Source organism: Pseudomonas typographi (assembly GCF_014694385.1).
Lineage (GTDB): Bacteria > Pseudomonadota > Gammaproteobacteria > Pseudomonadales > Pseudomonadaceae > Aquipseudomonas > Aquipseudomonas typographi.
Genome location: NZ_JAAOCA010000001.1, coordinates 164,382 through 187,902, shown reverse-complemented (window position 1 = coordinate 187,902; position 23,521 = coordinate 164,382). Strand labels below are relative to the sequence as shown.

The following is a 23,521-nucleotide window of genomic DNA, read 5'->3' as shown; positions in this document are numbered from 1 at the left end:
GGTCGCCTGATTGCCTTTTCGCGAGTAAGCTCCCTCCCACAATTGCGCGGCATGAGCTTGTGGGAGGGGGCTTGCTCGCGATGCTGTACGGACTTGCGGCTCTCAGCTTGAAGCTTGCTGCTGGTGTAGGAGCGCGCTTGCCCGCGATGGCAATCGTCCTGTCACTGATGCATCCGCTGCTACAACGCAATCGCGGGCAAGCGCGCTTCTACACTAAGACGGCGTTCGGCTCAGGGGCACGGTTGCCAAGTCTCCGGCCAGAATCAAAGGCGAAATTCCCTTCTGCTAGGGTTTTAACAACTTCCCCACCGGGCGACTAAACGTCTGCCTCCCCCCCTTGAATCCCATCAACGGCGCGCTGATCTCGGCGATCACGGCGGCAGGCGAGGGCGCGTCGAAAACGATGAAGTCGGCGCGGCAGCCTGGCAGCAGGCCGTAATTGGTCAGCCTCAGCAGGCGTGCCGATTCGCTGGAGACCCAGGCCAGGCATTGCAGCAGCTCCGACACCGTGCCCATCTGACTGACGTTGGCGAACAGGTTGGCCTGACGGATCAGCGAAGCATCGCCATAGGGCGTGAACGGGTTGCCGATGTTGTTGGTGGACACCGAACAGGTCACGCCGCACGCCTGCAGATGCGCAAGTGGCGCCAGCCCTCGGGGTTTGTTGTGGAACGCCTCGCGCCCCATCAGAAACAAATCGGTGCTCGGCAGGCAGGTGACCTGCACGCCTACCTTGGCCAGATGCAGGGCCAATACCGTCAGCGGCGCCTTGGGCAAAGTGGAGAGCTTGGTCACATGGCCGATGGTCACGCGTCCGCCCCAGCCATGCAGCTGCGTACAGCGTGCGACTTCCATGACGGTCATGCCTTCGGGGTTCAGATCGAAATCCAGGTGCAGGTCCAGGTCGCAGTCGTAACGCGTCGCCAGTTCGAACAGGCGCTGGATCTGCCCGTGCGGGTCGCTGTCCATGTACGGGCAGCCGCCGAGAACCGTGGCGCCGCTTTCCAGTGCCTGACACAACAGCACTTCAGTCCCCGGATTGTTCAGCAAACCTTCCTGCGGGAAGACACAGATTTCCAGGCTGATCGCCCACGCATAATCGGCCTGCAAACGGCGAATGGCGTTGAAGCCGGTCAGGCCGATCTGCGGGTCCAGTTCGACGTGGGTGCGCATGTGCGTCGTGCCTTGTACGATCGCCTTGTCCAGCACCTGAGCGCCGCGCCGATAAACATCCTCTTCGGTGAACCCGGCTTTCGCTGCTCGGGTCTGGGCCACCGCTTCAGCCAGCGTGCCTTCCTGCAGGTGGCAGCGCTGCATGATGCAGGCCTTGTCCAGATGGATGTGGGTTTCGATCAGGCCGGGCATGACGAGCTGGCCATGCAGATCGAGGGTTTCACAGTGGCTGGCGGCCGCGCTCAAGGCCGCAACGAAGTGGCCGTTCTCGACGTACAACTCGCAGTGGCCATCGTCGTCGCCAAACCGCGCATTAATGATCTTCAAAGCGTTCATACGCTGACTCCTTCACCGAGGTAAGCCGCAGCGAGTTCTTTGTCGTCGCGCAATTCTGCGGCACTGGCGGCTTTGACGATGGTCCCGGTTTCCAGCACATAAGCGCGGTCTGCCACTTGCAGCGCCAGGTTGGCCATCTGATCCACCAGCAGGATGGTCACGCCTTCGTCCCGCAGCGCGGCCAGCGCGTCGTACAGCTCGCCGATCATGGCGGGCGACAAGCCGAGCGACGGCTCATCGAGCAATAGGATTTTGGGTTTGGCCATCAGGCCTCGACCCACCGCGACCATTTGTTGCTCGCCACCGGAAAGCAGCCCGGCCGGGTTGTCGATGCGGTCCCGCAGGCGCGGGAAGCGTGTGAGGATCGCCTCGATTTCAGCGTCGGCATCGAAGGCTTCACGGCGTGAATAACCCCCGAGCAACAGGTTGTCGCGCACGTTCAAATAAGGGAAAACCTGACGGCCTTCCGGGACCAGTGCCAGGCCTTTTGCGGCAATGGTGCCGGCGTTGGCGTGTTCGATGTTTTCGTTGTCCAGCAGGATGCCGCCGCCGCTGGCGCGATGCAGGCCCGCCAGGCATTGCAGGATGCTGGATTTACCCGCGCCGTTTGCCCCGAGAATCGCCACCAACTCGCCCGGATTGACCAGCAGGCTGACTTTGTCGACCACCGCCGATGCGCCGTAATCGATGACCAGATCCTTGACGTACAGACGCGCATCGCGGCTGCCGTCCCAGTCCTGCGCACGGGGCGTAGCCTGATAGTCGGTGCCGCCCAGGTACGCGGCGATCACCTGCGGGTTCTGGCGTATTTCAGCCGGTGGCCCGGACGCAATCGGCTTGCCCGCGTCCAGCACCAACAAATGCTCGGACACCGCCATCACCATCGCCATGTCGTGCTCGACCAGAATCACCGTGAGACCAAAATCCGCCAGCGTGCGCAGCAGTACGGCCAGATCATCGGTGTCGCGACGGCTGAGGCCCGCTGCCGGTTCATCCAGCAACAACACCGCAGGCGCCGTCGCCAGTGCCCGCGCGATTTCGACCAGGCGGCGATCCACGTGGGGCAAATCCTCGGCGGCAATGTTCACTTCGCCGCGATAGCCCACCAGTGCCAGCAAGTCCAGCGCCAGGCTGCGCTGCGCCTCGGTTGCACGGCTGAACGGCAGACCGAGGCGACCCTTCTGCATCGCCACCAGCAGGTTGTCGAGCACCGACATTTCGCCGAACAGCAGGGTGGTTTGATACGTGCGGGCGATCCCGGCCCGGGCGCTTTTCCAGGCGGGCAGGCCGGCCAGCGGCTGTTGCAGCTCGATCTGGCCGCTGTCCGGCGCGTAAAACCCGCTGATCATGTTCAGCACCGTGGTTTTCCCCGCACCGTTGGGGCCGATGATGCTGGTGATACTGCCCGCGGGTGCATGCAGGCTGACATTTTGCGCGGCCTGCACGCCGCCGAAGCGAATGCCGATATCGGTGACCCGCAACCCAGAAGACGGGCCACGGCTGCGTAAATGCGCGGCGATAAGTGCCTGATTGATCTGTGTCGGGGGCAGCAAGCGTTCCGGTTTGATCCAGCGCCGGGCGAGGGCGCCCAGCAAGCCGTTGGGCGCGATCCACAGCACCAACAGCAGGAGCACGGAAAAAATCAGCAAGCGGTATTCGGCAAAATCCGACAACAGTTCCGGCACCAGTACGATCAGCAGTGCGCCGATCAGCGGCGCGAAGAGGATGCCGCTGCCGCCGACAATCACCGCCAGCACAAACAGAATGGACTGGGAGAATGGAAAGGATTCAGGGTTGATGAACATTAGCAGCGGTGCGAGCAAACCGCCCGCCAGCCCAGTCAGGGCCGCCGACAAGGCGAACGCCAGGGTTTTGCTGATGACCGGGTTGAAGCCCAGTGAGCGCGCAGCGATTTCCGAGGCTTTCACGGCGCGCATGGCCTTGCCCCAACGGCTGTGGCTCAGGCGCTGGTAGAACAACAGCGCGCCGATCATCAGCGCGGCGGCCGACAGGGCCAGCAGAATCGTCGGATCGACCCCGGCGAATTCCGGCAGCGGGATACCCATCAAGCCATTGGACCCGCCCGTGACACCCCGCCATTCGATTAGACTGTGATGCACCACGAAGGCAAAGGCGATGGTGATCATCGCCAGGTACGGGCCGCTGACCCGAAGGGCGGGGATCGCCAACAGCGCGCCAATCAGGCCCGCGACAACACCGGCGATGGGCAGGGCCAGCCACAACGGCCAGCCAGCCATGGTCAACAGCGCCGAGACGTAGGCGCCGATGGCGTAGAAGGCGATATGCCCGAAGGAAATCTGCCCACTCAGGCCAATCAGGATATTCAGGCCCACGCCCACCACCGCCGCCAGGGCGCAGAGGGTGAAGACCAGCAACGAGTAGCTGTCCAGCGTGAACGCCATGACGCCACAGACGATTGCGAGAAGGGCAATGAAAACCGGAGCGGCCAGGGTTTTAAGGTTGTTCATACTTTCACCAGTGCCTGGCTGCCGAACAGACCGTTGGGACGAATCGCCAGCGCCAGAATGACAAGCGCGAACGTGAATATCTGGGTGAATGCAGAGCCGAAGTACAAGGTGATCAACGCTTCGGCCAGGCCGAACAGCAGCCCGGCGGCGAACACACCGCCTGCGCTGCTGATGCCGCCGAGAATCGCAACCGCGAAGGCTTTGAGGCCGAACAACATGCCCATCTCCGCGTTCACGCTGAACAGCGGCGCAATCAGCAGGCCCGCGACAGCCGCGAATGCCGTGGACACGGCAAAGGCGATGGCCACCACACGGTTGACGTTGATGCCCATCAGCATCGCTGCGCGGGGATTCTGCACGCAGGCTTCCAGCACCTTGCCCAGCCGGGTATAGCGCCGTACCAGGTACAACGCCAGGGCAATGGCCGCGCCAGCCAGCGGAATCAACAATTGGAGGGCGCCGACATTGCTGCCGAACAGCTCGACGTTCATGCTCAGCAGGCTGCTCTCGAACTGGCGAGGCTCCTTGCCGAAGGTGAACAGCGCCAGATTGTCCACCAGAATGCCGCCGGCTACCGTTGCCATCAGCCAGGCCTGCGAACCCCGGCTGTGAAACGGCCGCACCAGCCAACGCTCGATCGCCAGGCCATACAGCGCGCAGAGAATTAGCGTCAGCGGCAGGGCCAGCCAGAATGACCAGCCCCACGTGATGCAGAACGTGTAGCCCAGCACCGCGCCGACCATCATGGCGCTGCCCTGGGCAAAGTTGACGGTGCGCGACACGACGTAGGTCAGGTGAAAACCCAACGCCAGTAACGCGTACATACTGCCCAGGCCGAGCCCGGTGATGATGGCGGCGGTGAACATGGCTTATTCCTGCGGCTTGAGCGGTACGATCTGGTCGTTGACGAAATGCGTGAAGATGTAGTCGTCAGGGCCCAACGCATCATGTTTCGTTGCGCTGAACGGCTGCTGGTAGTGCTTGATCAAGCCGTCGTAGTCGCTGATGGCGTAGAACCCGTCGCGTACGGCCGGGCCTTCGGTGCTGCCAGCTTTTTCGATGGCTTGAACGGCCAGATGCAGCGCGTCGTAAGCATTGGCAATGCCCACGGCCGGCGTGACGTCAGCCAGGGTCTTGATCTGCGGATAAGCCGTTTTCAAGGCCGCCAGCAGTGCGTCGCCCTTGGCGCTGTTGTGCTCGGTGAACACGTAGGTCTGGATGAAATGCACCCGGGCAGCGCTCGGACCTGCCAGTTCACCGAATCGGCCACCGGCCGGGCCCCAGTGGGAAACCACCGGCACGTCCCAGCCCATGCGGTCGAGGGATTTGACCACCTGCGCCGAAGGCCCGACGTTGCCGACCATCAGCAGGGTGTCGGCGCCAGCGTTTTTCAGGCGGGTCAGTTGTGGCACGACATCCAGATCGCTGTCTTGAATGCGTTCGACCCCGGCATTGGCCAGGCCACGTTTTTCCAGCGCACGCTTGAAGCCCGCCTCGTTGGATTCGCCCCATGGGTTGTTGATGAGGATCATCCCCGGCTTCTTCATGCCGTTGTCGACGCCGTATTTCACCAGCGCTTCGTCCACCAGTTCATCGACAGCGGACACCCGGAAGACGTAATTATCGGCTGCGCCGTTCTCGGTGATTTTCGTCCCCGCCGCCCAAATAGCCATGAACGGGACTTTCATCTGATTGGCCAGCGGTACGATGGCCAGCGATACCGGCGTATCCAGACCACCAAACAGCACGGTGACTTTTTCTCGCTGGACCAGCTCGCGGGCGGCAAGCATGCCCTTGGACGGGTTGCTTTCGTCATCGCGACGCACCAGCTCCAGTTGACGCCCCAGCACGCCACCGCTGGCGTTGACTTCATTGATGGCCATGGTCAGGCCGCGCGTCAGGGCTTCGCCGGATTTGGCCGACTGACCCGACAATGCGGCGACCAGACCGACTTTGATCGGAGGTTCGACCGCTTGCGCGCCACCGAACATCGCGAGAGAAAGTGTGACTGCCGCAGCCACGGGGAACAGCAGACGTTGCAGGTTTGGAAGCCGGGTGGCCATATTTATTCTCCTGATTGCTAGCAGTTGCATATTTATTGCTAGCAAGTAGGATGCCAGTCATATGCACCTTTGAAACCGCTGATTTCGCCGTAAAAGACCCAGTTTTGCGCGCCAAAACGAAGCGGTTTGCACCAAGCAGAGGCATTCACGGTCACCGGACATCCTTCGAGTCAGGAGTTAATACGATGGTTGATATCAATAAAGACGTACAGATTGTTAGCAGTTTCCTCGAGGCTTCCATGGCGCCGGATCCGGTCCGCGCCGCGACGTTCATGAGTGAGGATGTGAAGATTACGTTTACCGGAGGCCGGGCGATGCCCACTCCCCAGGCGGTCACCGCCTTCAACGGCTCGCGCTACGCCTGGGTCAAGAAGGCCCTTGGGAATTTCGACTGGATGGACCGGGGCGACCACACGGTGGTGTATTCCAATGGAACACTGTTCGGCGAATGGCCGGACGGCCGCAGTTTCTCGGGGAATCGTTATCTGGATCGGTTCGAAGTGCGTGACGGCAAGATCACCCACATGGACGTTTGGAATGACAGCGCTGAATGGCTGCTGGCGCCGGAGATTGCGAAGGCGTGAAAGTAAAGGGGCACACGTCAACCCAGCGGCAGGCACGTTGTTGACAGAAGCGACAGTCAGTAGACCTGCTGTCGTGCCGCCGCAGGCCGTAGCCTATTTTTTGCTGTTGGCATCCTGACTCTTCACATGGACAGACGACTGGCTGCCATCGTTGTTCGCTTTGGTCTTGTTATCTGAATGGTCAAAACACCGGCCAAGGCAAGGATGCTGCACAACGCCAGACATGCACTAACAAGTCAGGAGCGGCAGGAGTACGCCGAACTAAGAAATCCAAAAAACATATAATACTGAATTTACTGATAATTTGGCACACCCATAAGGAGAAACTCTGAAAAGGGCTTCCTGGTTTTGCCAAAATCCACAGCACGACCTGTTGCCGAGTATCCCGATGAAGCAGATGACCTTCGTCGACGCCGAGTACGCCGGCAGGCGCAAGCAGACCCGTAAAGAGCTGTTCCTGATCGAGATGGATCAGGTTGTGCCATGGAAGGGGTTGCTCGCATTGATCGAGCCGCATTATCCGAAGGGCGAAGGTGGCCATTCGGCGTATCCGTTGATGGCGATGCTGCGGGTGCACTTGATGCAGAATTGGTTCGGCTACAGCGATCCGGCGATGGAAGAAGCGCTGTACGAGACGACCATCCTGCGCCAGTTTGCCGGACTGAGCCTGGAGCGCATTCCGGACGAAACCACCATTCTCAACTTCCGTCGGCTGCTGGAGAGGCATGAGCTGGCCGCCGGGATTCTGGGTGTGATAAACGGCTACCTGGGTGACAAGGGCCTGTCGCTGCGCCAGGGCACCATCGTCGACGCCACACTGATCCATGCCCCGAGTTCGACCAAGAACAAGGACGCCAAGCGCGACCCCGAGATGCGCCAGACCAAGAAGGGCAACCAGTACTACTTCGGCGCCAAAGCTCACATTGGCGTCGATGTCGAGTCAGGCCTGGTGCACCACGTACACGTCACCGCTGCGAATGTCGCGGACGTCACCAGGTCGACAAATTGCTGCACGGCGAAGAGAACATGGTGTCAGCAGATGCGGGCTATACAGGCGTTGAAAAGCGCTCCGAGCATGAAGGCCGACAAGTCATTTGGCAGATTGCCGCGCGGCATAGTACGTACGAGAAGCATGGGAAACACACCATCTTGTACAAAACACTCCGCAAGATCGAGAAGGCCAAGGCTCAGACACGATCCAAGGTTGAGCACCCGTTTCGAGTGATAAAACGCCAGTTCGGTTACACCAAGGTTCGCTTTCATGGGTTGGTGAAGAACACGGTGCAGATGATCACGCTGTTCGCCCTGTCGAACCTGTGGATGGCGCGCCGACAGTTACTGGCCACAGCAGGAGAGGTGCGTCCGTAATGCGGGAAATGGCCGCCATGGTTCACTCATGGCGGCTGAAGACAGCAGACATGCGAATGGTTTGAACGTTTCTGGGGCGATTCGCAATTTTTTAAATCAGCAGATGCTGAAAGCGGTCAGAAACATCGGGCTATTTCAGACCATCCTTAAACGCCCTGCGCCATGGCGGCGCTGGCGCACCCCCCTTAGCTACCGCCGATCCGACATCCGTGCCAGTTGCCGTTCCAGCAGCGAGGGGTAGGGCTCCAACAGCCGTTCCACGCAGCAGGCGCCCTCGGGGCTGGCGATGGGCCGGATACGCGCGCGCTGGCGGATCAGGCTGTCTTCGCCGACTTGGCGCTCGACCAGTAACAGGTTGCGGCTGTGCTGGGACAGGGCCAGCGCCGCCTGTGCAGGCTCCGTGAGTAGCAAGTCGGCCTGGTTGATGCCATGCAGGTCGCCGGCCAGCATCAGCCCCAGTTGCAACTGCAAGGTGATGCCGCTGTCGGCCACATCGATTTGCAGCTGGTGGCCCAGTGCACGCAGCAGCTCGCCGCAGCACAGGCCATTGGTGAGGTAATCATCGCCGCTGTCGTCGCTGTGGAACAGCACCAGGGAACTGCCATCACTGAGGGTGTGGACTACGCCTTGGTACAACGACGCAGCCTGGTCCAGCACGTCGCGGTAACGCTCGAGCAATTCCACCAGGCGCGTACGCGGCAAACGCCGCAGTTGCTCCTGGCCGCCCAGTTGCACGGCCAATACCGCCGTATGCTGCGGCGCCTTGGCCATAGCGGGGGCAGCGCTGGCGGCACGGGGCAGGGGCAGGGGCGGCGGCGTATCGTCGTCGAAGCTGCCAAGGTCTGCGAACGCCGCATCGTCTTCATCGTCTTCCTCGGCGCGCACCTGCCGTTGCACCGGCGGCTTACTGCCAAATGCCGGCTTGGCGTTGGCCGGGGGGGCGGCACCGTCTTCGTCGTCTTGCTCCAGCTCTGGTTCTGGTACCGGTTCTGGTTCTGGTTCTGGTTCTGGCATGGGCGCGGCGAATTTGCTTTGCAGATGGCGGGCCAGGTCGCCGATTTCGTCCTGGCGGTCGACCCCTGGCGTATACGGGTCCAGGTCGCGCAGCCATACCCGCAGTTGCAGCAACGGCAAGGTGATGTTGCGCCCGATGCGCAGGCTGAAGGCCAGCGACAGGGCCAGCAGTATCACGCTGAGGATGCCCATGCTTTGCAGGCTGATGGTCATCGGCTGCTGGAACTGGTCCATGTTCAGGCTCACGCGCAGCACGCCGGTGTTCACGTCCTGGAAGTTGATCTTGGTTTCGTATACCCCCCCGGCCATGGTCAACAGCCCGGGCCGTGGCTTTTGCCCGGCTTCGGCGATGGTGCGGCCATCGGCACTGTAGATGGCTGCGTGGGCCACCAGGGGATTCTTCGCCAAGTTGCCGAGCAGCACGTTGAGGCTGAGGATATCGTTGGACACCAGCAGCTCGGTGGCCGAGTTCGCCGTTTGCGCGGTCAGGCTCTCGCCCACCGCATCGGCCTGGTCGTGCATGGCTTGCTTGAACTGCAGGCCCATCACGCAGGCGTAGATCAGCAAAGCCACCGCCACCAGGATGACGTTGTGGCTGGCCACTCGCAGTGCGATCGGAGTGCGGCGGTGCCGCAGGGCGCGGAAGATCAGCAGGAAGAAATTATCGTTTTTGACAGGTGTGGGCCGATTCACTGCGCGGTTCTCTGGCCGGAATGTGCTGCGCAGTATAACGACCGCCCTGGGGGCGTCAAAGCGCCGCCGGGCATTGAATCTGGGTAGAATGCGGTTTTTTTAGCAAATGAGGTGCGTCTTGGCTCGAATCGTCCAGATCAACATCATGGCCAGCCAGTGTGGTGCGTTGGCCGGCAACGTGGCCATGGCGTTGGCTGCGGCGCCGGCCAGCGTGCTCGACGCACGCAGTGCCTGCGTGTTCGGCGACAGCGTCGTGGGCCTGGTGGTGCAATTCGAACAGGGCGACGAGCGGCCATTGGTGGCGGCATTGCAGGCCGCCGCCCCCACGGCGCAGGTACACGCCCGTGAACTGGATGGTGGCGCCTATGCCGCCTGGGCGGCCGAGCAAACCGCGCCCAAGCATGTGCTTAGCCTGTTGTCGCGGCGGGTGTCGGCCGCGCAACTGGCCAAGGCCGTGGCCATCGTGCACGCCCACGGCTTGCAGTTAGAAGGCATCGAGCGGTTGTCGGCTGTGCCGCCTGCGCAGGGGGGCGAGAAGGCCTGCCTAGAACTGGCCCTGGCTGGCGATATCGAAAATGCCGAAGCGCTGCGTGCCGAACTGCTGGCCGCGGCCAGCGAACTGGGGATGGACATCGCCCTGCAAGCCGACACCCTGCAGCGCCGCCACCGCCGGCTGGCGGTTTTCGACATGGATTCCACGCTGATCCAGGCCGAAGTCATTGACGAACTGGCCAAGGCGGCTGGGGTTGGCGAGCAGGTGTCGGCGATCACCGAGCGTGCCATGCGCGGTGAATTGGATTTTCGCGCCAGTTTCAAGGAGCGCCTGGCCCTGCTCAAAGGGCTGGACGTGAGCGTGCTCGATGCGATTGGCGCCTCGCTGCGCCTGACCGAGGGTGCCGAACAACTGTTCGCCGGCCTGCATCGGCTGGGCTACAAGACCGCGATCTTGTCCGGGGGGTTCAGCTACTTTGCCAGGCAGGTCCAGGCGCGCCTGGGCATCGACTATGTGTTCGCCAACGAGTTGGAAGTGGTCGACGGCAAATGCACCGGCGTGGCCATCGAGCCGATCGTCGATGCCCAGCGTAAAGCCGATTTGCTGCGTGAGCTGGCGGCCAAGGAGGGGGTGTCATTGGAACAAACCATCGCTGTGGGCGACGGTGCCAACGACCTGCCGATGCTGGGCCTGGCCGGGTTGGGCGTGGCGTTTCGCGCCAAGCCCCTGGTTCGCCAGTCAGCACAGCAGGCCATCTCGACCCTGGGGCTCGATGGTGTGCTGTACCTGCTCGGGGTGAAGGATGCCTGAGTGGCTGGGTCAGGCCGCGGCCTCGCGCTGCGGCTTGCTGCGCACCGGGTCGTCACCCGCCACGTAGTAGCGGGCGGTGCTGCGCGGCAACGGTTGGCGGCCGCGAATGCGGTCGGCGATCTTTTCGGCCAACATGATAGTCGGCGCATTCAGGTTGCCGGTCACGATGATCGGCATGATCGACGCGTCGACCACCCGTAGCCCTTCCATACCGTGCACCCGGCCCTGGCCGTCGACCACGGCCATCTCGTCGGTGCCCATTTTGCAGGAGCAAGACGGGTGGTAGGCGGTTTCGGCATGGTTGCGCACGAATGCATCCAACTGCGCATCGCTCTGGCATTCCAGCCCCGGGCTGATCTCGCGACCCCGGTAAGCGTCCAGGGCCGGTTGCGCCATGATTTCGCGGGTGATGCGGATGGCGTCGCGAAATTCTTGCCAGTCCTGTTCGGTGGCCATGTAGTTGAACAAAATGCTCGGGTGCTGGCGCGGATCTTTGGATGTGATCTGCACACGGCCACGGCTGGGCGAGCGCATCGAGCCGACGTGGGCCTGAAAACCATGCTCCTGTACGCCCTTGGTGCCGTTGTAATTGATCGCTACCGGGAGGAAGTGGAACTGGATGTTTGGCCATTCGAACGCCTCGCGGGTGCGGATGAACCCGCCGGCCTCGAACTGGTTGCTGGCACCGATGCCCTTGCCGAGAAACAGCCAGCGGGCGCCGATTGGCGGCTGGTTCCACCACTGCAGCGATGGGTACAGCGACACCGGTTGTGTGCAGGCGTACTGCAGGTACATTTCCAGATGGTCTTGCAGGTTCTCGCCGACCCCCGGCAAGTGGTGCACCACCGGCACGTCCAGGCTTTCGAGCAAGGCCGCCGGGCCCACCCCGGAGCGCTGCAGCAGTTGTGGTGAGGCGATGGCGCCGCTGGACACGATCACTTCCCGGCGCGCATGGGCCTGCTGGGGCATGTTGCTGGTGCCCACCAGGTAGCTCACCCCCACGGCACGCTTGCCGTCGAATAGAATGCGATCGGCCAGGGCGTGGGTCACGATGGTCAGCGTGCTGCGTTGCTTGGCTTGGTCCAGGTAGCCCCGTGCGGTACTGGCGCGCCGGCCAGCGGGGGTGACCGTGCGGTCCATGGGGCCAAAACCCTCTTGCTGGTAGCCGTTAAGGTCGTCGGTGCGGGGGTAACCCGCCTGCACGCCGGCCTCGATCATGGCGTTGAACAACGGGTTGTTGCCGGGTTTGGGCGTGGTAACGCTGACCGGGCCATCGCCGCCGTGCCAATCGTTGGGGCCGATGTCGCGGCTTTCGGCCTTGCGAAAGTAAGGCAGGCAGTCCAGGTACGTCCAGTCGTCCAGCCCTGGCAGTTTGGCCCAGCCGTCGTAGTCCATGGCGTTGCCGCGGATGTAACACATGCCGTTGATCAGCGATGAGCCGCCCAGGCCCTTGCCGCGCCCGCATTCCATGCGGCGGTTGTTCATGTGCGGTTCGGGTTCGGTTTCGTAGGCCCAGTTGTAGCGCCGGCCCTGTAGCGGGAAGGCCAACGCCGCTGGCATCTGGGTGCGAAAGTCCGCGCGGTAATCCGGCCCGCCCGCTTCGAGCAGCAACACGGTCACGTCGGGGTCTTCCGTCAGGCGCGTGGCGAGCACGTTACCGGCCGAACCGGCACCGACGATGATGTAATCGTATTCTTCAGGCATAAGGGCTCCCTCGGAGCCCTAGCGCGGGGCCCCGGTTAACGAGGTGAATTCAGTGCGCCGCCGGTGGCTGGCTAGAACACCGACGCGTAATCGCCCAACTCGACCTGGATCGACTTGACCCGGGTGTACTGCGCCAGCGACACGATGCCGTTCTCGCGCCCCACCCCCGACTGCTTGTAGCCGCCCACCGGCATTTGCGCGGGCGACTCGCCCCAGGCGTTGATCCAGCAGATACCCGCCTCAAGCTGGTGGATCGCGCGGTGGGCGCGGGTAAGGTTTTGCGTAACGATGCCAGCGGCCAGGCCGTAGTCGGTGGCGTTGGCGCGGGCGATGGCCTCGGCCTCGGTTTCATAGCTGAGGATGCTCATCACCGGGCCGAAGATTTCCTCGCGCACGATGGTCATCTCGTCCCGGCAGTCGGTGAACACGGTAGGTGCCACGTAGGCGCCATGGCCGAGGGCGCCGGCGGTCAGGCGTTCGCCACCACACAGCAGGCGCGCGCCTTCTTGCTGGCCCTTGGCGATGTAGCCCAGCACGCTTTCCATATGCGCAAAGCTCACCAAGGGGCCGAAATTGGTGTTTTCATCGAGTGGGTCGCCTACCCGAATACGCTGCACCCGTTCCAGCAGCTTGGCTTCGAAGGTCGCTTTCAGGGCCGCCGGCACGAACACACGGGTACCGTTTGTGCACACCTGCCCGGAGCTGTAAAAGTTGGCCATCATGGCGATGTCGGCGGCCCGGTCGAGGTCGGCATCATCGAAAATAATCAGCGGCGATTTGCCGCCCAGCTCCATGGTCACTTCCTTGAGGGTCGAGCTCGAGGCGCTGGCCATCACTTTCTTGCCCGTGTCGGTGCCGCCGGTGAACGAGACTTTCTCGATCTGCGGGTGTTCGGTCAGCCAGGTGCCGACTTCGCGGCCGCTGCCGGTCAGTACGTTGAATACGCCGGCGGGTAGCCCGGCGGCGGTGTAGACCTCGGCCAGCTTCAGGGTGGTCAACGAGGTGACTTCGCTGGGCTTGAAGATCATCGCGTTACCGGCCGCCAGGGCGGGCGCGGACTTCCACAGGGCGATCTGGATCGGGTAGTTCCAGGCGCCGATACCGGCGGTGATGCCCAGCGGTTCACGGCGGGTATAAACGAAAGAGGTGTCGCGCAGCGGTATTTGCTCGCCCTCGATGGCCACCGCCAACCCCGCGTAGTACTCAAGCACATCGGCACCGGTCACGATGTCGACGTAGCGGGTTTCGGAGTAGGCCTTGCCGGTGTCGAGGGTTTCAAGCTGGGCCAACTCGTCGTTGCGCTCACGCAGGATATCCACGGCCCGGCGCAATACCCGCGAGCGCTCCATGGCGGTCATCGCGGCCCAGACTTTTTGGCCCTTTTCGGCACTCTTGACCGCACGCTCGACATCCGCCGAGGTCGCCCGCTGCACCTTGGCGAGTACTTCGCCAGTGGCTGGGTTGATCGCGTCGAAGGTGTCGCTGCCGCTGGCGTCGGTATAACCGCCATCGATATAGAGTTTTTGCAGTCCGAAACGGGCCATGTGTGGTTCTCCCAAGGCGTCGGTGCCCGGCCGCGGGGGCTAGGCGGTGGATACTGGGCCAAGCCTGCCCGTCGCGATGCCTAGGCGGGACGCTTGGCTAATTGTTGGTCTGTGTAGTCCAGGGCGATACGCTGCGCCTGGGCGGTGTCGAAGGCGTCACCGGACAGCGCTCCGCGCAGCCATAGGCCGTCGATCAGTGCGGCCAAGCCACGGGCGCTGCTGCGTGCGTGTTCGGTAGACAGCACGCGGCGGAACTGGCAACACAGGTTCGAATACAAACGGTGGTCGTTGACCCGCTGCAGCCGGTGTAGCGCCGGCTGATGCATGCTGGCTGCCCAGAAGGCCAGCCAGGTTTTCATGGCCGCGGTGTTCACTTGGCTGGCGTCGAAGTTGCCTTCAATGATCGCCTGCAAGTGGGCCCGTGGGCTGTCACTGCTGAGGGCGCGGCGGCGTTCGGCGGTTTTGGTCGCCAGTTCCGTGAGCAGATGGCTCATGGTGGCGAACAGCAGGCCGTTCTTGTCTTGGAAGTAATGGCTGATGATGCCATTGGACACGCCGGCGGTCTTGGCGATCACCCCGATGCTCGCTTCGGCCATACCTACCCGGTCCACCGCCTGCAAGGTGGCGTCGATCAGTTGTTGGCGGCGGATCGGTTGCATTCCAACTTTTGGCATGGGGCTCTCCTGTGGCCCTGGCAAAAGCGCGCGCCTTTGCACTGGCGAGGGCCAGTCTAATTTATTTTGATTGATCGTTCAAATAACAAAAACGACACGGCATGTCGTTTTGCGAAGCGGGCGCTAGTGTGGTGTGGCGGCCGTTGGCCGCACAAGCATAGGTGGGCGATTGTTGCCGCCGAGGGCCACCGCCGGCAGCAAATTCAGACGTCAATTCGCGTGCGAACGCCTGAAACATCGCACGTGTTATGGCCCGAAGAAGGGCCCTGTCACCCAGCGGGGCTGGGCGACGGGGCAGGCCAATAGAGGGTCAGTTGACCTTGCGCAGGGGCACGACCGACTCGGCCGGGGCGTCAGGTGCTGCCTGGCCGATGTTCTTGCCCAGCAGTGCGTGGTATAGCTCGCTGTCGCCGAGTATGCCCACCACCCGGTTGTCGTCGTGCAGCACCAGCTTGTGGCCGGTGTGGTAACGGATAGCCAGGGCATCGCGCATGGACACATCGGCCTGTACCAGGGTTGGCCGGCGAGCCAGGCCTTCCACCGCTTGGCCGCTGGCCCAACTTTGGATGTCCAACGGTGCAGTGCCTTGGCGGGCGCCTTGCAGGTAGCCGTTTTCCGAGAGCGTCAACCAGCTGTCGGAGCCAGGGTCCAGTTGTGCATCGCCTCCGGAGCCGGTGCACGCTGCCAGCGGGCGCATCAAACTGCGGCCGCGCAACACGTTGAGCGGGTTGGTGTGGGCCACGAAGGTGCGCACGTAGTCATCGGCCGGGGTTAGCACGATGTCTTCAGGTTTGCTGTACTGGATGATCTTGCCGTCTTTCATGATGGCGATGCGAGTGCCGAGCTTGAGGGCCTCGTCCAAGTCGTGGCTGACGAACACGATGGTTTTGTTCAGCTGCTTCTGCAGGGCCAGCAACTCGTCTTGCAGGCCCTGGCGGATTAACGGGTCGAGCGCGGAGAACGGCTCGTCCATCAGCAGGATGTCGGCATCCATGGCCAATGCCCGGGCCAAGCCCACCCGCTGCTGCATGCCGCCAGAGAGTTCGTCGGGTTTTTTGTTGCGCCACTGGGTCAGGCCCACCAGCTCGAGTTTTTCGTCGACCAGCTTGCGCCGTTCCTCGGTCGGGCGGCCCTGCATCTCCAGGCCGAAGCTGATGTTCTCGCGTACGGTCAGCCAAGGCATCAGGGCGAACTTCTGAAACACCATGGCGATGCGCTTGGTGCGCATCATCTTCAACTGGGCCGGCGAGCAATTGGCGATGTCGATTTGCGAGCCTTCGTGCTCGACGAACAACTTGCCCCGGCTCACGGTGTTCAGGCCGTTGATGCAGCGCAGCAGGCTGGACTTACCCGAGCCGGATAGGCCCATGAGTACGCAGATCTCCCCCTTGTTAACTTCCAGGTTGGCCTTTTCGACCCCAACCACCAGGCCGGTTTGCTTGAGGATCTCGGGCCGCGACAAGCCCTTGTCGAGCAGCTCCAGCGCGGGTTTGGGGCGGTCGGAGAAGATGACGTCGACATCTTCGAAGCGGATGATGCTCATGCGTCACCTCCTATCTTGGCATCCCGCTGTTTGCAGATGCGGTCGAGCATGATCGCCAGCAACACGATGGCCAGGCCCGCCTCGAAGCCCAGGGCGATGTCGGCGGTGTTCAGCGCGTTGACCACCGGCTTGCCGAGGCCGTCGGCGCCCACCAGGGCGGCGATCACCACCATCGACAGCGACAGCATGATGCACTGTGTGATGCCCGCGGCAATGCTCGGCATGGCGTGTGGCAATTCGATGCGCGCCAGCAGTTGGCGGCGCGAGCAACCGAAGGCTTTACCGGCGTCCATCAGTTCGCTGGGCACGTCGCAGATACCCAGGTAGGTCAGGCGAATAGGGGCGGCGATGGCGAACACCACCGTCGAGATCAGCCCGGGCACCACACCCAGGCCGAACAGTGTCAGGGTCGGGATCAGGTACACGAACGTGGGCACCGTTTGCATCAGGTCGAGCAATGGCCTGATGCCGGTGTAGAACCAGGGCCGGTGTGCGGCGACGATGCCCAGTGGCACGCCGAGGATCACGCACACCAGGGTGGCGAAGGTCACCTGGGCCAGGGTCTCCATGGTTTCTTGCCAGTAGCCCAGGTTGAGAATAAGCAGGAAAGATACCGCGACGAAAATCGTCAGGCTGATCTTACGCTGGAAGTAGTAGGCCAGGGCCGCGAATAAAACGATCAATACCAGCGGATTGAACCAGGTCAGGGCGTCGGTGAAGCCATGGATGATGGCCTCGAGCGTCACGGCGATCCAGTCGAAGATGCTACCACCGTGTTGGGTCAGCCAGTCGACGAACGACGCGATGTATTCGCCTAGAGGGAGTTTGTGATCTGTCAGCATGGTATCGAGCATCCACCTGCGGTTTGGGGTACAAAGCCCGGCGGCCTGGGCCGCCGGGAGTTCAGCGGCTTACTGCGTGAGTGTTGCCTTGGCAGCCTCGATGCCGGGTTTGCCGTCGAGTGTGGTCACGCCGGCCAGCCAGGTGTCGAGCACCTGCGGGTTTTTCTTCAACCAGGCCTTGGCGGCGACGTCCGGTTTCAGCTTGTCGTCCAGTACATTACCCATCAGGGTATTTTCCATGCCGAGCGTGAAGCTCAGGTTCTTCAGCAATTGGCCCACGTTGGGGCATTGCTCGGCGTAACCTTTGCGGGTCACGGTGTAGACGGTGGCCTGGCCGAAGTTCGGGCCGAAATACTCATCGCCACCGGTCAGGTACTTCATTTTGAAACGGGCGTTCATCGGGTGCGGTTCCCAGCCCAGGAACACCACCGCGGTTTTGCGTTTTTCGGCGCGGTCAACCTGTGTAAGCATGCCCGCTTCGCTGGATTCGACGACTTGGAACTTCGCGTCTTTCAGGCCGAAAGCGTTTTTGTCGATCATGCTCTGGATCAGGCGGTTGCCATCATTGCCGGGCTCGATGCCATAGATCTTGCCGCCGAGCTTGTCCTTGAACTTGGCGATGTCGGCGAAATCTTTCAAGCCTTCGTTCCACAGTGCTTCCGGCACGGCCAGGGTGTACTTGGCCCCTTCGAGGTTGGCGCGCACGGTGACCACCGTGCCGGCCTCGCGGTAGGGCTTGATGTCGTTTTCCATGGTCGGCATCCAGTTGCCCAGGAACACGTCCATGTTCTTGCCGTCGGCCAACGATTTGAAGGTGACCGGTACCGAAATCATCGTGGTATTGGTTTTGTAGCCCAGGCTTTGCAGTACGGCGCTGGTAACGGCGGTGGTCACGGTCACGTCGGTCCAGCCAACGTCCGAGAAGTTCACGGTGGAGCACTGCGCAGGGTCGGCAGCGTGGGCCATCGCCGGCAGGCAGAGCGTGGCGGCCAACAACAGGGGCGGTGAAACTTTCATCGAGTGGACTCCTTGGCGATTCACGTCAACGACCTGGCGATCGTCGTGATTAGGGTGCTGCGAAACCGGGGCTTCGCGCTGCTTGCGGCTGCTTTGGCCGGGGCGCCGTGCAAACGGGACGCTTTCGATAATCTCCCAGTGCAATTCAAACGCCTACTGGGTGCGTCGTAACCAGTACAGGCAGGGTCGCATCCAGTGTCGGTGACGTCGCATACAGTAGCGATCACGCCGTGGCGGCCCCGGAATAAGGCGACATGGCGGCCGAAAACGGCCCATTTGGCGGCAGGGCGTTGCTGGACAAGAGCAAGTCGGTTGCAGACGACGCGTAGCCTTGCAAAAGGCTGATGATCAAGGCAATTGGCGGCTTGCGTGTTGAGCGTAGCAGGTTCGCAGACCGCAAATGGCCCTGGAGGTTTCACAAAAAATGGCAATCAGTGTGTTCGACCTGTTCAAGATCGGTATCGGCCCCTCCAGCTCCCATACCGTGGGGCCGATGCGCGCGGCGGCACTGTTTACCCAAGGCCTGCGCGAACGTGGCGAGTTGAGCCGCGTGCGCCGCGTCGAAGTGCGCTTGTACGGCTCACTGTCGGCGACCGGGGTGGGCCATGGCAGTGACAATGCAGTGATCCTCGGGCTGATGGGGCAATGGCCAGACGCCGTAGACCCGCAACTGATTGGGCCCAGCGTGGCCGACGTGCGCCAGCACAACCGGCTGTTGCTCGACGGCCGCTTCGAGGTGCCCTTCGTGTGGGCGCAAGACATGCGCCTGCTCGACGAAAACCTGCCGTACCACCCCAACGCGATGACGCTGGTGGCCGAAGGCGATGGCGGCATTGTGCATGAAGACACCTACTACTCGGTCGGTGGCGGCTTTGTGGTCGATGCCGCCCAGGCCGCCAGCGGCGTGCTCGATGCCGACGCCACGGAACTGCCCTATGACTTCAACAGCGCCGCCGAGCTGCTGGCGCTGTGCCGGCGCCATGGGCTGGGGGTGTCGCAACTGATGCTGGAAAACGAAAAGGTCTGGCGCAGCGAGGCTGAGATCCGCGCCGGCCTGCTTACGCTCTGGCATGCCATGCAAGCGTGCGTCGAGCAGGGCCTGCGCGAGGAGGGCATCCTGCCTGGTGGCTTGAATGTGCGCCGCCGTGCCGCGCGCCTGCACCGTAGCCTCAAGGAGCTGGGCAAACCCAACGTGATCGGTTCCACCCTCAGCGCCATGGAATGGGTGAACCTCTACGCCCTGGCGGTGAACGAAGAAAACGCCGCCGGCGGGCGCATGGTCACCGCGCCCACCAACGGCGCGGCGGGGATCATCCCGGCGGTGCTGCACTACTACATGCGCTTCAGCGACCAGGTCAGCGAGGCCAATGTAGTGGATTTTTTTCTGGCGGCGGCGGCAGTGGGCATCCTGTGCAAAAAGAATGCGTCGATCTCTGGCGCCGAGGTGGGTTGCCAGGGCGAGGTGGGCTCGGCCTGTGCGATGGCCGCCGCGGGGCTCGCCGAAGTGCTCGGTGCTACCCCTGAACAGGTCGAAAACGCGGCCGAGATTGGCCTTGAGCATAACCTGGGGCTAACCTGCGACCCGGTTGGCGGGTTGGTGCAAATACCATGCATCGAGCGCAACGCCATTGCTGCGGTCAAGGCCATCAATGCGGCGCAAATGGCGCTGCGTGGCGATGGCACCCATTTTATTTCGCTGGATAAAGTGATTCGCACCATGCGCGACACCGGCGCCGACATGCACGCCAAGTACAAGGAAACCTCCCGCGGCGGCTTGGCGGTCAACGCCATCGAATGCTGAGCACTGCTCGATTTTCGATCACTGCGGGCCCGCCGCGCCGTGTTTTGGCGCAAGAACCTGCTTCACGCTCTCCGTTGTTTTCGCGGTTGTGCCTGCGGTGACACGCTCCGGGCCGAATGGGCCCCCCTTTTGCACAGCAGTGCTACCGAACTGCTCAGCATAAGCGCCAGGGCCCATGATCTCTGCATTCGGGCACTCTGTCGCAGCCCCGCGATAGACTGTTTGCGACGTCGTTCTCAGGTTTTATTGAACGCCCATTCAATGTTCGGCATGGCATTTGCCTCATAACTAGATATAGCCGGCCGGCTGTCGCCGCGGCCAGAACAAGAGCCTCTGCCTGGGGCCAACCACCGCTTTGTGTGAGGAGATACTGTGATGACGTCGTTCAACTCCGGGGCCAACCCCCAGACCCGCACGCCTCAATCCATCGGCTTTCTGCTGCTGGACAACTTCACGCTCATCTCGCTAGCCTCAGCGGTGGAGCCGCTGCGCATGGCCAACCAATTGTCTGGCCGCGAATTGTATCGCTGGACCACCCTGAGCCTGGACGGCGGCCAAGTCTGGGCCAGTGATGGGTTGCAGATCACGCCGGACGCCGCCATGCAAAAGGCCCCCCAGGTCGACACCGTGATCGTGTGTGGTGGCGTGGGTATCCAGCGCGCGGTCACCCGCGAGCATGTGAGCTGGCTGCAGAGCCAAGCACGCCAGTCGCGCCGGTTGGGCGCGGTGTGTACCGGCAGTTGGGCGCTGGCCTGCGCCGGCCTGCTCGACGGCTTTGAATGCAGCGTGCACTGGGAATGCCTGGCGTCCATGCAGGAAGCCTTCCCGCGGGTAGGCATGAGCACGCGCCTGTTCACTCTCGACCGTAACCGGTTCACCAGCTCTGGTGGTACCGCGCCCCTGGACATGATGCTGCACCTGATCAGCCGCGACCATGGCCGTGAACTGTCCGCGGCGATTTCCGAGATGTTCGTGTACGAGCGCATCCGCAACGAGCAAGATCACCAGCGGGTGCCGCTCAAGCATATGCTTGGCACCAACCAGCCGAAGCTGCAGGAAATCGTCGCGCTGATGGAAGCGAATCTCGAAGAGCCGATCGACCTCGACGAACTGGCGGTGTACGTACAGGTGTCGCGCCGGCAACTGGAGCGGCTGTTCCAGAAGTATCTGCACTGTTCGCCGTCGCGCTATTACCTGAAGCTTCGGCTGATCCGCGCGCGGCAGTTGCTCAAGCAAACCCCGATGTCGATCATCGAGGTGGCTTCGGTGTGCGGGTTCGTGTCTACGCCGCATTTTTCCAAGTGTTACCGCGAATACTTCGGTATCCCGCCGCGCGACGAGCGGGTGGGCTCGAATACTGCCCAGCAGGTGGCGATGTTGCCGATCCCGCAGGCCCTGGTAGTGGCGCCATTGTCTGGGCCCATGGCGGCATTGAGCCAGGCCCGCAACGAGTCGACCTTTGCCAGCGTAAGGGTGTAGCGCAGCGGGGCGAACCGCTCCGGCCGGCCGAACGGTAGCCGGAGGGGCGTTTCAGGCGCCCGGCTAGGGGCGTTGCTGGTTGAATTGCGCCAGTGCCGGCAGCAAGTTCCGGTCGATGGCTTGGCGCACCGCCGGCAGAATGGTCGCGCCGCCACTGAACAATTGTTCCACCATGCTGCGCAGGGCCCGCGCCCGCGCGGGGTCCAGGCCGCGCACGGCGCAATCACAGGCCTGCTCGGCGCTGGCGCCGGCGGGCATCTCGAAACCCAGGGCACGCAGCTTGCCCAATAGGTCGTCCTGGTCGATCAGGTCAGCGTGCATCATGGTCGGTGTCCTTCTTCGAGGGGGCATGGGCCGATTTTGTTGAAGGCGTGGCCAGGCGGCAATAGGTACGTGCCCCAATGGCAGCGGTGGGCATGAAGAGGTCGTTTTCAGCCAACGCAGCTTCGAATGTCACGGGCGCCCGGGCAAGCCAATGACCCGCCCGGTCCATTGCGGCGCGGGTAGCCCCACCTGTTGCTGGGCAAGGCTCGCCAGCTGCTGCGCCGTTGCCCGGTCGAAGGGCGCGGACTTCGGCCCGGCCATGTCTACGTTCAGTAGCATTTGCTCACTGGCGGCCAGTTCAGTGGCCCCCCCCGCCTGGTGCAACGCCAGGTACAAGTGCACGCGCTTGTGGTCGTTACCGAGCAGGCGCACACGTACCTCCACCGCCTCGGCTTGCTTCACTTCATGCAAGAAGTTCAGGTGGCACTCCAAGGTGAACAATGAATGCCCGCTGGCCTCGCGGCCCTCGGTGTCGAGGCCGATAACGTCCATGAAACCGTCTACCGCGTAGCTGAAGATGAGCAGGTAGAACGCATCGCGCAAGTGGCCGTTGTAATCGGTCCATTCCGGCAAAACCTGCCCGCGCCAGGTGATCAAGGGCTCAGTCATCGCTGGCGAGCCCGTGTTGCGCCTTGGCCTGGCGCACCGCCGCCAGCACGCCGAGCAAGGCGTCGTCGCGGTAGCGCTCCAATGCCGCGATACTGTGCCCGGCCAATTGCGCGGCGGTGCCTTCGACCACATCATCGACAAGTTGGTCGGTCAAGGCGGGCGCGGGCAGGTAGGTCCAGGGCAGTTGCAGCGCCGGGCCGAACTGCTGCATGAAGTGGCGCATGCCAGCGTCGCCGCCGGCCAGGGTGTAGGTCAGGAAGGTGCCCATGAACGACCAGCGCAGGCCCGCGCCGAAGCGAATGGCGTCATCGATCTCGCCGGTGCTGGCCACGCCATCGTTGACCAGGTGCAGGGCTTCGCGCCATAGCGCTTCGAGCAGGCGGTCGGCGATGAACCCAGGCACTTCCTTGCGCACATGCAGCGGGCGCATGCCTAGGTTGCGGTACACCACTTTGGCCGCATCGATAGCCTCCGGCGCGGTATGCTGGCCGCCGACGATCTCGACCAGCGGCAACAGGTACACCGGGTTGAACGGGTGGCCGACCACGCAGCGCTGGGGGTCGGTGGCGCTTTCAAAGAACTCGCTGGGCAACAGGCCAGAGGTGCTGGAGCCGATCAACGCATCGGGCTTGGCCGCCGCGCTGATCCGCGCGTGCAACTCCAGCTTGAGATCAAGGCGTTCCGGTGCGCTCTCCTGGATGAAGTCTGCCTCGGCGACGCAGGCCTCGAGGGTGTCGACGAAACGCAGGCGCTTTTGCGCAGCGCCAGGGGCCAGGCCTTGTTTTTCCAGCGCCGGCCAGGCATTGGCCACCCGCTGGCGCAAGGCTGCCTCAGCACCAGGGGCCGGGTCCCAGGCGATCACGTCCAGGCCGTGGGCCAGGGCACGGGCCACCCAGCCGCTGCCGATCACGCCGCTGCCCAAGGCCGCAAAGGTTTTCACATCGGTGATATAGCGCATCAG

19 protein-coding genes are annotated in these 23,521 nt (G+C 62.7%); 5 read left to right on the top strand and 14 right to left on the bottom strand.

What is annotated here, in order from left to right; genetic code table 11:
• Nucleotides 1-285: 285 nt before the first annotated feature.
• From HAQ05_RS00855 to HAQ05_RS00840, 4 genes are read right to left on the bottom strand one after another with little or no spacing between them, the layout of a single operon-like run.
• The gene (locus tag HAQ05_RS00855; protein ID WP_190416687.1) at nucleotides 286-1,509 is read right to left on the bottom strand and encodes an amidohydrolase family protein; all 1,224 of its coding nucleotides are present in this window, start codon (nucleotides 1,507-1,509) and stop codon (nucleotides 286-288) included.
• Nucleotides 1,506-3,998, bottom strand: coding sequence for a branched-chain amino acid ABC transporter ATP-binding protein/permease (locus tag HAQ05_RS00850; protein WP_190416686.1), 2,493 nt, complete (start codon nucleotides 3,996-3,998; stop codon nucleotides 1,506-1,508). Before HAQ05_RS00850 ends, HAQ05_RS00855 begins: the two co-directional genes overlap by 4 nt.
• Complete coding sequence (locus HAQ05_RS00845; RefSeq protein ID WP_190416685.1) at nucleotides 3,995-4,864, bottom strand: branched-chain amino acid ABC transporter permease; 870 nt, start codon at nucleotides 4,862-4,864, stop codon at nucleotides 3,995-3,997. The genes HAQ05_RS00850 and HAQ05_RS00845 overlap by 4 nt, the downstream gene beginning before the upstream one ends.
• Before the next feature lie 3 nt (nucleotides 4,865-4,867).
• The gene (locus HAQ05_RS00840) at nucleotides 4,868-6,061 is read right to left on the bottom strand and encodes an ABC transporter substrate-binding protein (RefSeq protein ID WP_190416684.1); all 1,194 of its coding nucleotides are present in this window, start codon (nucleotides 6,059-6,061) and stop codon (nucleotides 4,868-4,870) included.
• Between the two features lie 185 nt (nucleotides 6,062-6,246).
• Between HAQ05_RS00840 and HAQ05_RS00835 the strand changes: the two genes are divergently transcribed.
• Together HAQ05_RS00835 and HAQ05_RS00830 are read left to right on the top strand one after the other, a co-directional pair.
• Nucleotides 6,247-6,645: a nuclear transport factor 2 family protein gene (locus tag HAQ05_RS00835; protein ID WP_190416683.1), complete on the top strand. Its 399-nt coding sequence runs from the start codon at nucleotides 6,247-6,249 to the stop codon at nucleotides 6,643-6,645.
• A 388-nt stretch (nucleotides 6,646-7,033) separates the two neighbouring features.
• Nucleotides 7,034-8,013, top strand: a protein-coding gene (locus HAQ05_RS00830) for an IS5 family transposase (protein WP_238934983.1) whose coding sequence is annotated in 2 segments (ribosomal slippage) — nucleotides 7,034-7,637 and nucleotides 7,637-8,013 — 981 coding nt in all. Because the reading frame shifts where the segments join, the coding sequence is not laid out codon by codon here.
• 189 nt (nucleotides 8,014-8,202) lie between these two features.
• Here HAQ05_RS00830 and HAQ05_RS00825 read toward each other — a convergent pair.
• Nucleotides 8,203-9,720: an AhpA/YtjB family protein gene (locus tag HAQ05_RS00825; protein ID WP_190416682.1), complete on the bottom strand. Its 1,518-nt coding sequence runs from the start codon at nucleotides 9,718-9,720 to the stop codon at nucleotides 8,203-8,205.
• Between the two features lie 118 nt (nucleotides 9,721-9,838).
• On the opposite strand from HAQ05_RS00825, the gene serB reads away from it, so the two are divergent.
• Nucleotides 9,839-11,023 (top strand): phosphoserine phosphatase SerB, encoded by a 1,185-nt coding sequence (serB, locus tag HAQ05_RS00820; RefSeq protein WP_238934982.1) that lies wholly within the window; start codon nucleotides 9,839-9,841, stop codon nucleotides 11,021-11,023.
• A gap of 9 nt (nucleotides 11,024-11,032) precedes the next feature.
• On the opposite strand, the gene betA is transcribed toward serB, so the two are convergent.
• The 6 genes from betA to HAQ05_RS00790 all read right to left on the bottom strand — a co-directional run bounded on the left by betA (nucleotide 11,033) and on the right by HAQ05_RS00790 (nucleotide 18,347).
• The gene (betA, locus tag HAQ05_RS00815) at nucleotides 11,033-12,727 is read right to left on the bottom strand and encodes a choline dehydrogenase (protein ID WP_190416681.1); all 1,695 of its coding nucleotides are present in this window, start codon (nucleotides 12,725-12,727) and stop codon (nucleotides 11,033-11,035) included.
• A gap of 71 nt (nucleotides 12,728-12,798) precedes the next feature.
• Complete coding sequence (betB, locus tag HAQ05_RS00810; RefSeq protein ID WP_190416680.1) at nucleotides 12,799-14,271, bottom strand: betaine-aldehyde dehydrogenase; 1,473 nt, start codon at nucleotides 14,269-14,271, stop codon at nucleotides 12,799-12,801.
• Nucleotides 14,272-14,351: 80 nt separating this feature from the next.
• A complete protein-coding gene (gene betI, locus HAQ05_RS00805; RefSeq protein ID WP_190416679.1) occupies nucleotides 14,352-14,945 on the bottom strand; it encodes a transcriptional regulator BetI in 594 nt (197 codons plus the stop codon).
• Nucleotides 14,946-15,255: 310 nt separating this feature from the next.
• On the bottom strand, nucleotides 15,256-16,488 hold the full coding sequence (gene choV, locus HAQ05_RS00800) for a choline ABC transporter ATP-binding protein (protein ID WP_190416678.1): 1,233 nt from the start codon (nucleotides 16,486-16,488) through the stop codon (nucleotides 15,256-15,258).
• Complete coding sequence (choW, locus tag HAQ05_RS00795) at nucleotides 16,485-17,330, bottom strand: choline ABC transporter permease subunit (RefSeq protein ID WP_190416677.1); 846 nt, start codon at nucleotides 17,328-17,330, stop codon at nucleotides 16,485-16,487. The genes choV and choW overlap by 4 nt, the downstream gene beginning before the upstream one ends.
• Before the next feature lie 69 nt (nucleotides 17,331-17,399).
• Entirely contained in the window at nucleotides 17,400-18,347 is a 948-nt protein-coding gene (locus tag HAQ05_RS00790; RefSeq protein ID WP_190416676.1) for a choline ABC transporter substrate-binding protein, read from the bottom strand.
• A gap of 424 nt (nucleotides 18,348-18,771) precedes the next feature.
• Here HAQ05_RS00790 and HAQ05_RS00785 point away from each other — a divergent pair, with 424 nt between their 5' ends.
• Together HAQ05_RS00785 and gbdR are read left to right on the top strand one after the other, a co-directional pair.
• Nucleotides 18,772-20,148 (top strand): L-serine ammonia-lyase, encoded by a 1,377-nt coding sequence (locus tag HAQ05_RS00785; protein WP_190416675.1) that lies wholly within the window; start codon nucleotides 18,772-18,774, stop codon nucleotides 20,146-20,148.
• A gap of 375 nt (nucleotides 20,149-20,523) precedes the next feature.
• Entirely contained in the window at nucleotides 20,524-21,627 is a 1,104-nt protein-coding gene (gene gbdR / locus HAQ05_RS00780) for a choline metabolism transcriptional regulator GbdR (protein WP_190416674.1), read from the top strand.
• A gap of 63 nt (nucleotides 21,628-21,690) precedes the next feature.
• On the opposite strand, the gene HAQ05_RS00775 is transcribed toward gbdR, so the two are convergent.
• The 3 genes from HAQ05_RS00775 to HAQ05_RS00765 all read right to left on the bottom strand — a co-directional run bounded on the left by HAQ05_RS00775 (nucleotide 21,691) and on the right by HAQ05_RS00765 (nucleotide 23,518).
• Nucleotides 21,691-21,951 carry a hypothetical protein gene (locus HAQ05_RS00775; protein ID WP_190416673.1) on the bottom strand — a complete coding sequence of 87 codons (261 nt, stop codon included), beginning with the start codon at nucleotides 21,949-21,951 and terminating at the stop codon, nucleotides 21,691-21,693.
• Between the two features lie 129 nt (nucleotides 21,952-22,080).
• Nucleotides 22,081-22,560 (bottom strand): thioesterase family protein, encoded by a 480-nt coding sequence (locus HAQ05_RS00770; RefSeq protein WP_190416672.1) that lies wholly within the window; start codon nucleotides 22,558-22,560, stop codon nucleotides 22,081-22,083.
• Nucleotides 22,553-23,518 (bottom strand): L-carnitine dehydrogenase, encoded by a 966-nt coding sequence (locus HAQ05_RS00765; RefSeq protein ID WP_190416671.1) that lies wholly within the window; start codon nucleotides 23,516-23,518, stop codon nucleotides 22,553-22,555. Before HAQ05_RS00765 ends, HAQ05_RS00770 begins: the two co-directional genes overlap by 8 nt.
• Between the last annotated feature and the right edge of the window lie 3 nt (nucleotides 23,519-23,521).

What these genes read in the sequence shown, in the direction of transcription:
- HAQ05_RS00840 (WP_190416684.1), bottom strand. Translation starts at nt 6,061, where the DNA reads ATGGCCACCCGGCTTCCAAACCTGCAACGTCTGCTGTTCCCCGTGGCT.
- HAQ05_RS00850 (WP_190416686.1), bottom strand. Translation starts at nt 3,998, where the DNA reads ATGAACAACCTTAAAACCCTGGCCGCTCCGGTTTTCATTGCCCTTCTC.
- HAQ05_RS00790 (WP_190416676.1), bottom strand. Translation starts at nt 18,347, where the DNA reads ATGAAAGTTTCACCGCCCCTGTTGTTGGCCGCCACGCTCTGCCTGCCG.
- HAQ05_RS00775 (WP_190416673.1), bottom strand. Translation starts at nt 21,951, where the DNA reads ATGATGCACGCTGACCTGATCGACCAGGACGACCTATTGGGCAAGCTG.
- HAQ05_RS00845 (WP_190416685.1), bottom strand. Translation starts at nt 4,864, where the DNA reads ATGTTCACCGCCGCCATCATCACCGGGCTCGGCCTGGGCAGTATGTAC.
- betB (WP_190416680.1), bottom strand. Translation starts at nt 14,271, where the DNA reads ATGGCCCGTTTCGGACTGCAAAAACTCTATATCGATGGCGGTTATACC.
- HAQ05_RS00835 (WP_190416683.1), top strand. Translation starts at nt 6,247, where the DNA reads ATGGTTGATATCAATAAAGACGTACAGATTGTTAGCAGTTTCCTCGAG.
- HAQ05_RS00785 (WP_190416675.1), top strand. Translation starts at nt 18,772, where the DNA reads ATGGCAATCAGTGTGTTCGACCTGTTCAAGATCGGTATCGGCCCCTCC.
- HAQ05_RS00765 (WP_190416671.1), bottom strand. Translation starts at nt 23,518, where the DNA reads ATGCGCTATATCACCGATGTGAAAACCTTTGCGGCCTTGGGCAGCGGC.
- HAQ05_RS00770 (WP_190416672.1), bottom strand. Translation starts at nt 22,560, where the DNA reads ATGACTGAGCCCTTGATCACCTGGCGCGGGCAGGTTTTGCCGGAATGG.
- betA (WP_190416681.1), bottom strand. Translation starts at nt 12,727, where the DNA reads ATGCCTGAAGAATACGATTACATCATCGTCGGTGCCGGTTCGGCCGGT.
- choV (WP_190416678.1), bottom strand. Translation starts at nt 16,488, where the DNA reads ATGAGCATCATCCGCTTCGAAGATGTCGACGTCATCTTCTCCGACCGC.
- betI (WP_190416679.1), bottom strand. Translation starts at nt 14,945, where the DNA reads ATGCCAAAAGTTGGAATGCAACCGATCCGCCGCCAACAACTGATCGAC.
- HAQ05_RS00855 (WP_190416687.1), bottom strand. Translation starts at nt 1,509, where the DNA reads ATGAACGCTTTGAAGATCATTAATGCGCGGTTTGGCGACGACGATGGC.
- gbdR (WP_190416674.1), top strand. Translation starts at nt 20,524, where the DNA reads ATGACGTCGTTCAACTCCGGGGCCAACCCCCAGACCCGCACGCCTCAA.
- choW (WP_190416677.1), bottom strand. Translation starts at nt 17,330, where the DNA reads ATGCTGACAGATCACAAACTCCCTCTAGGCGAATACATCGCGTCGTTC.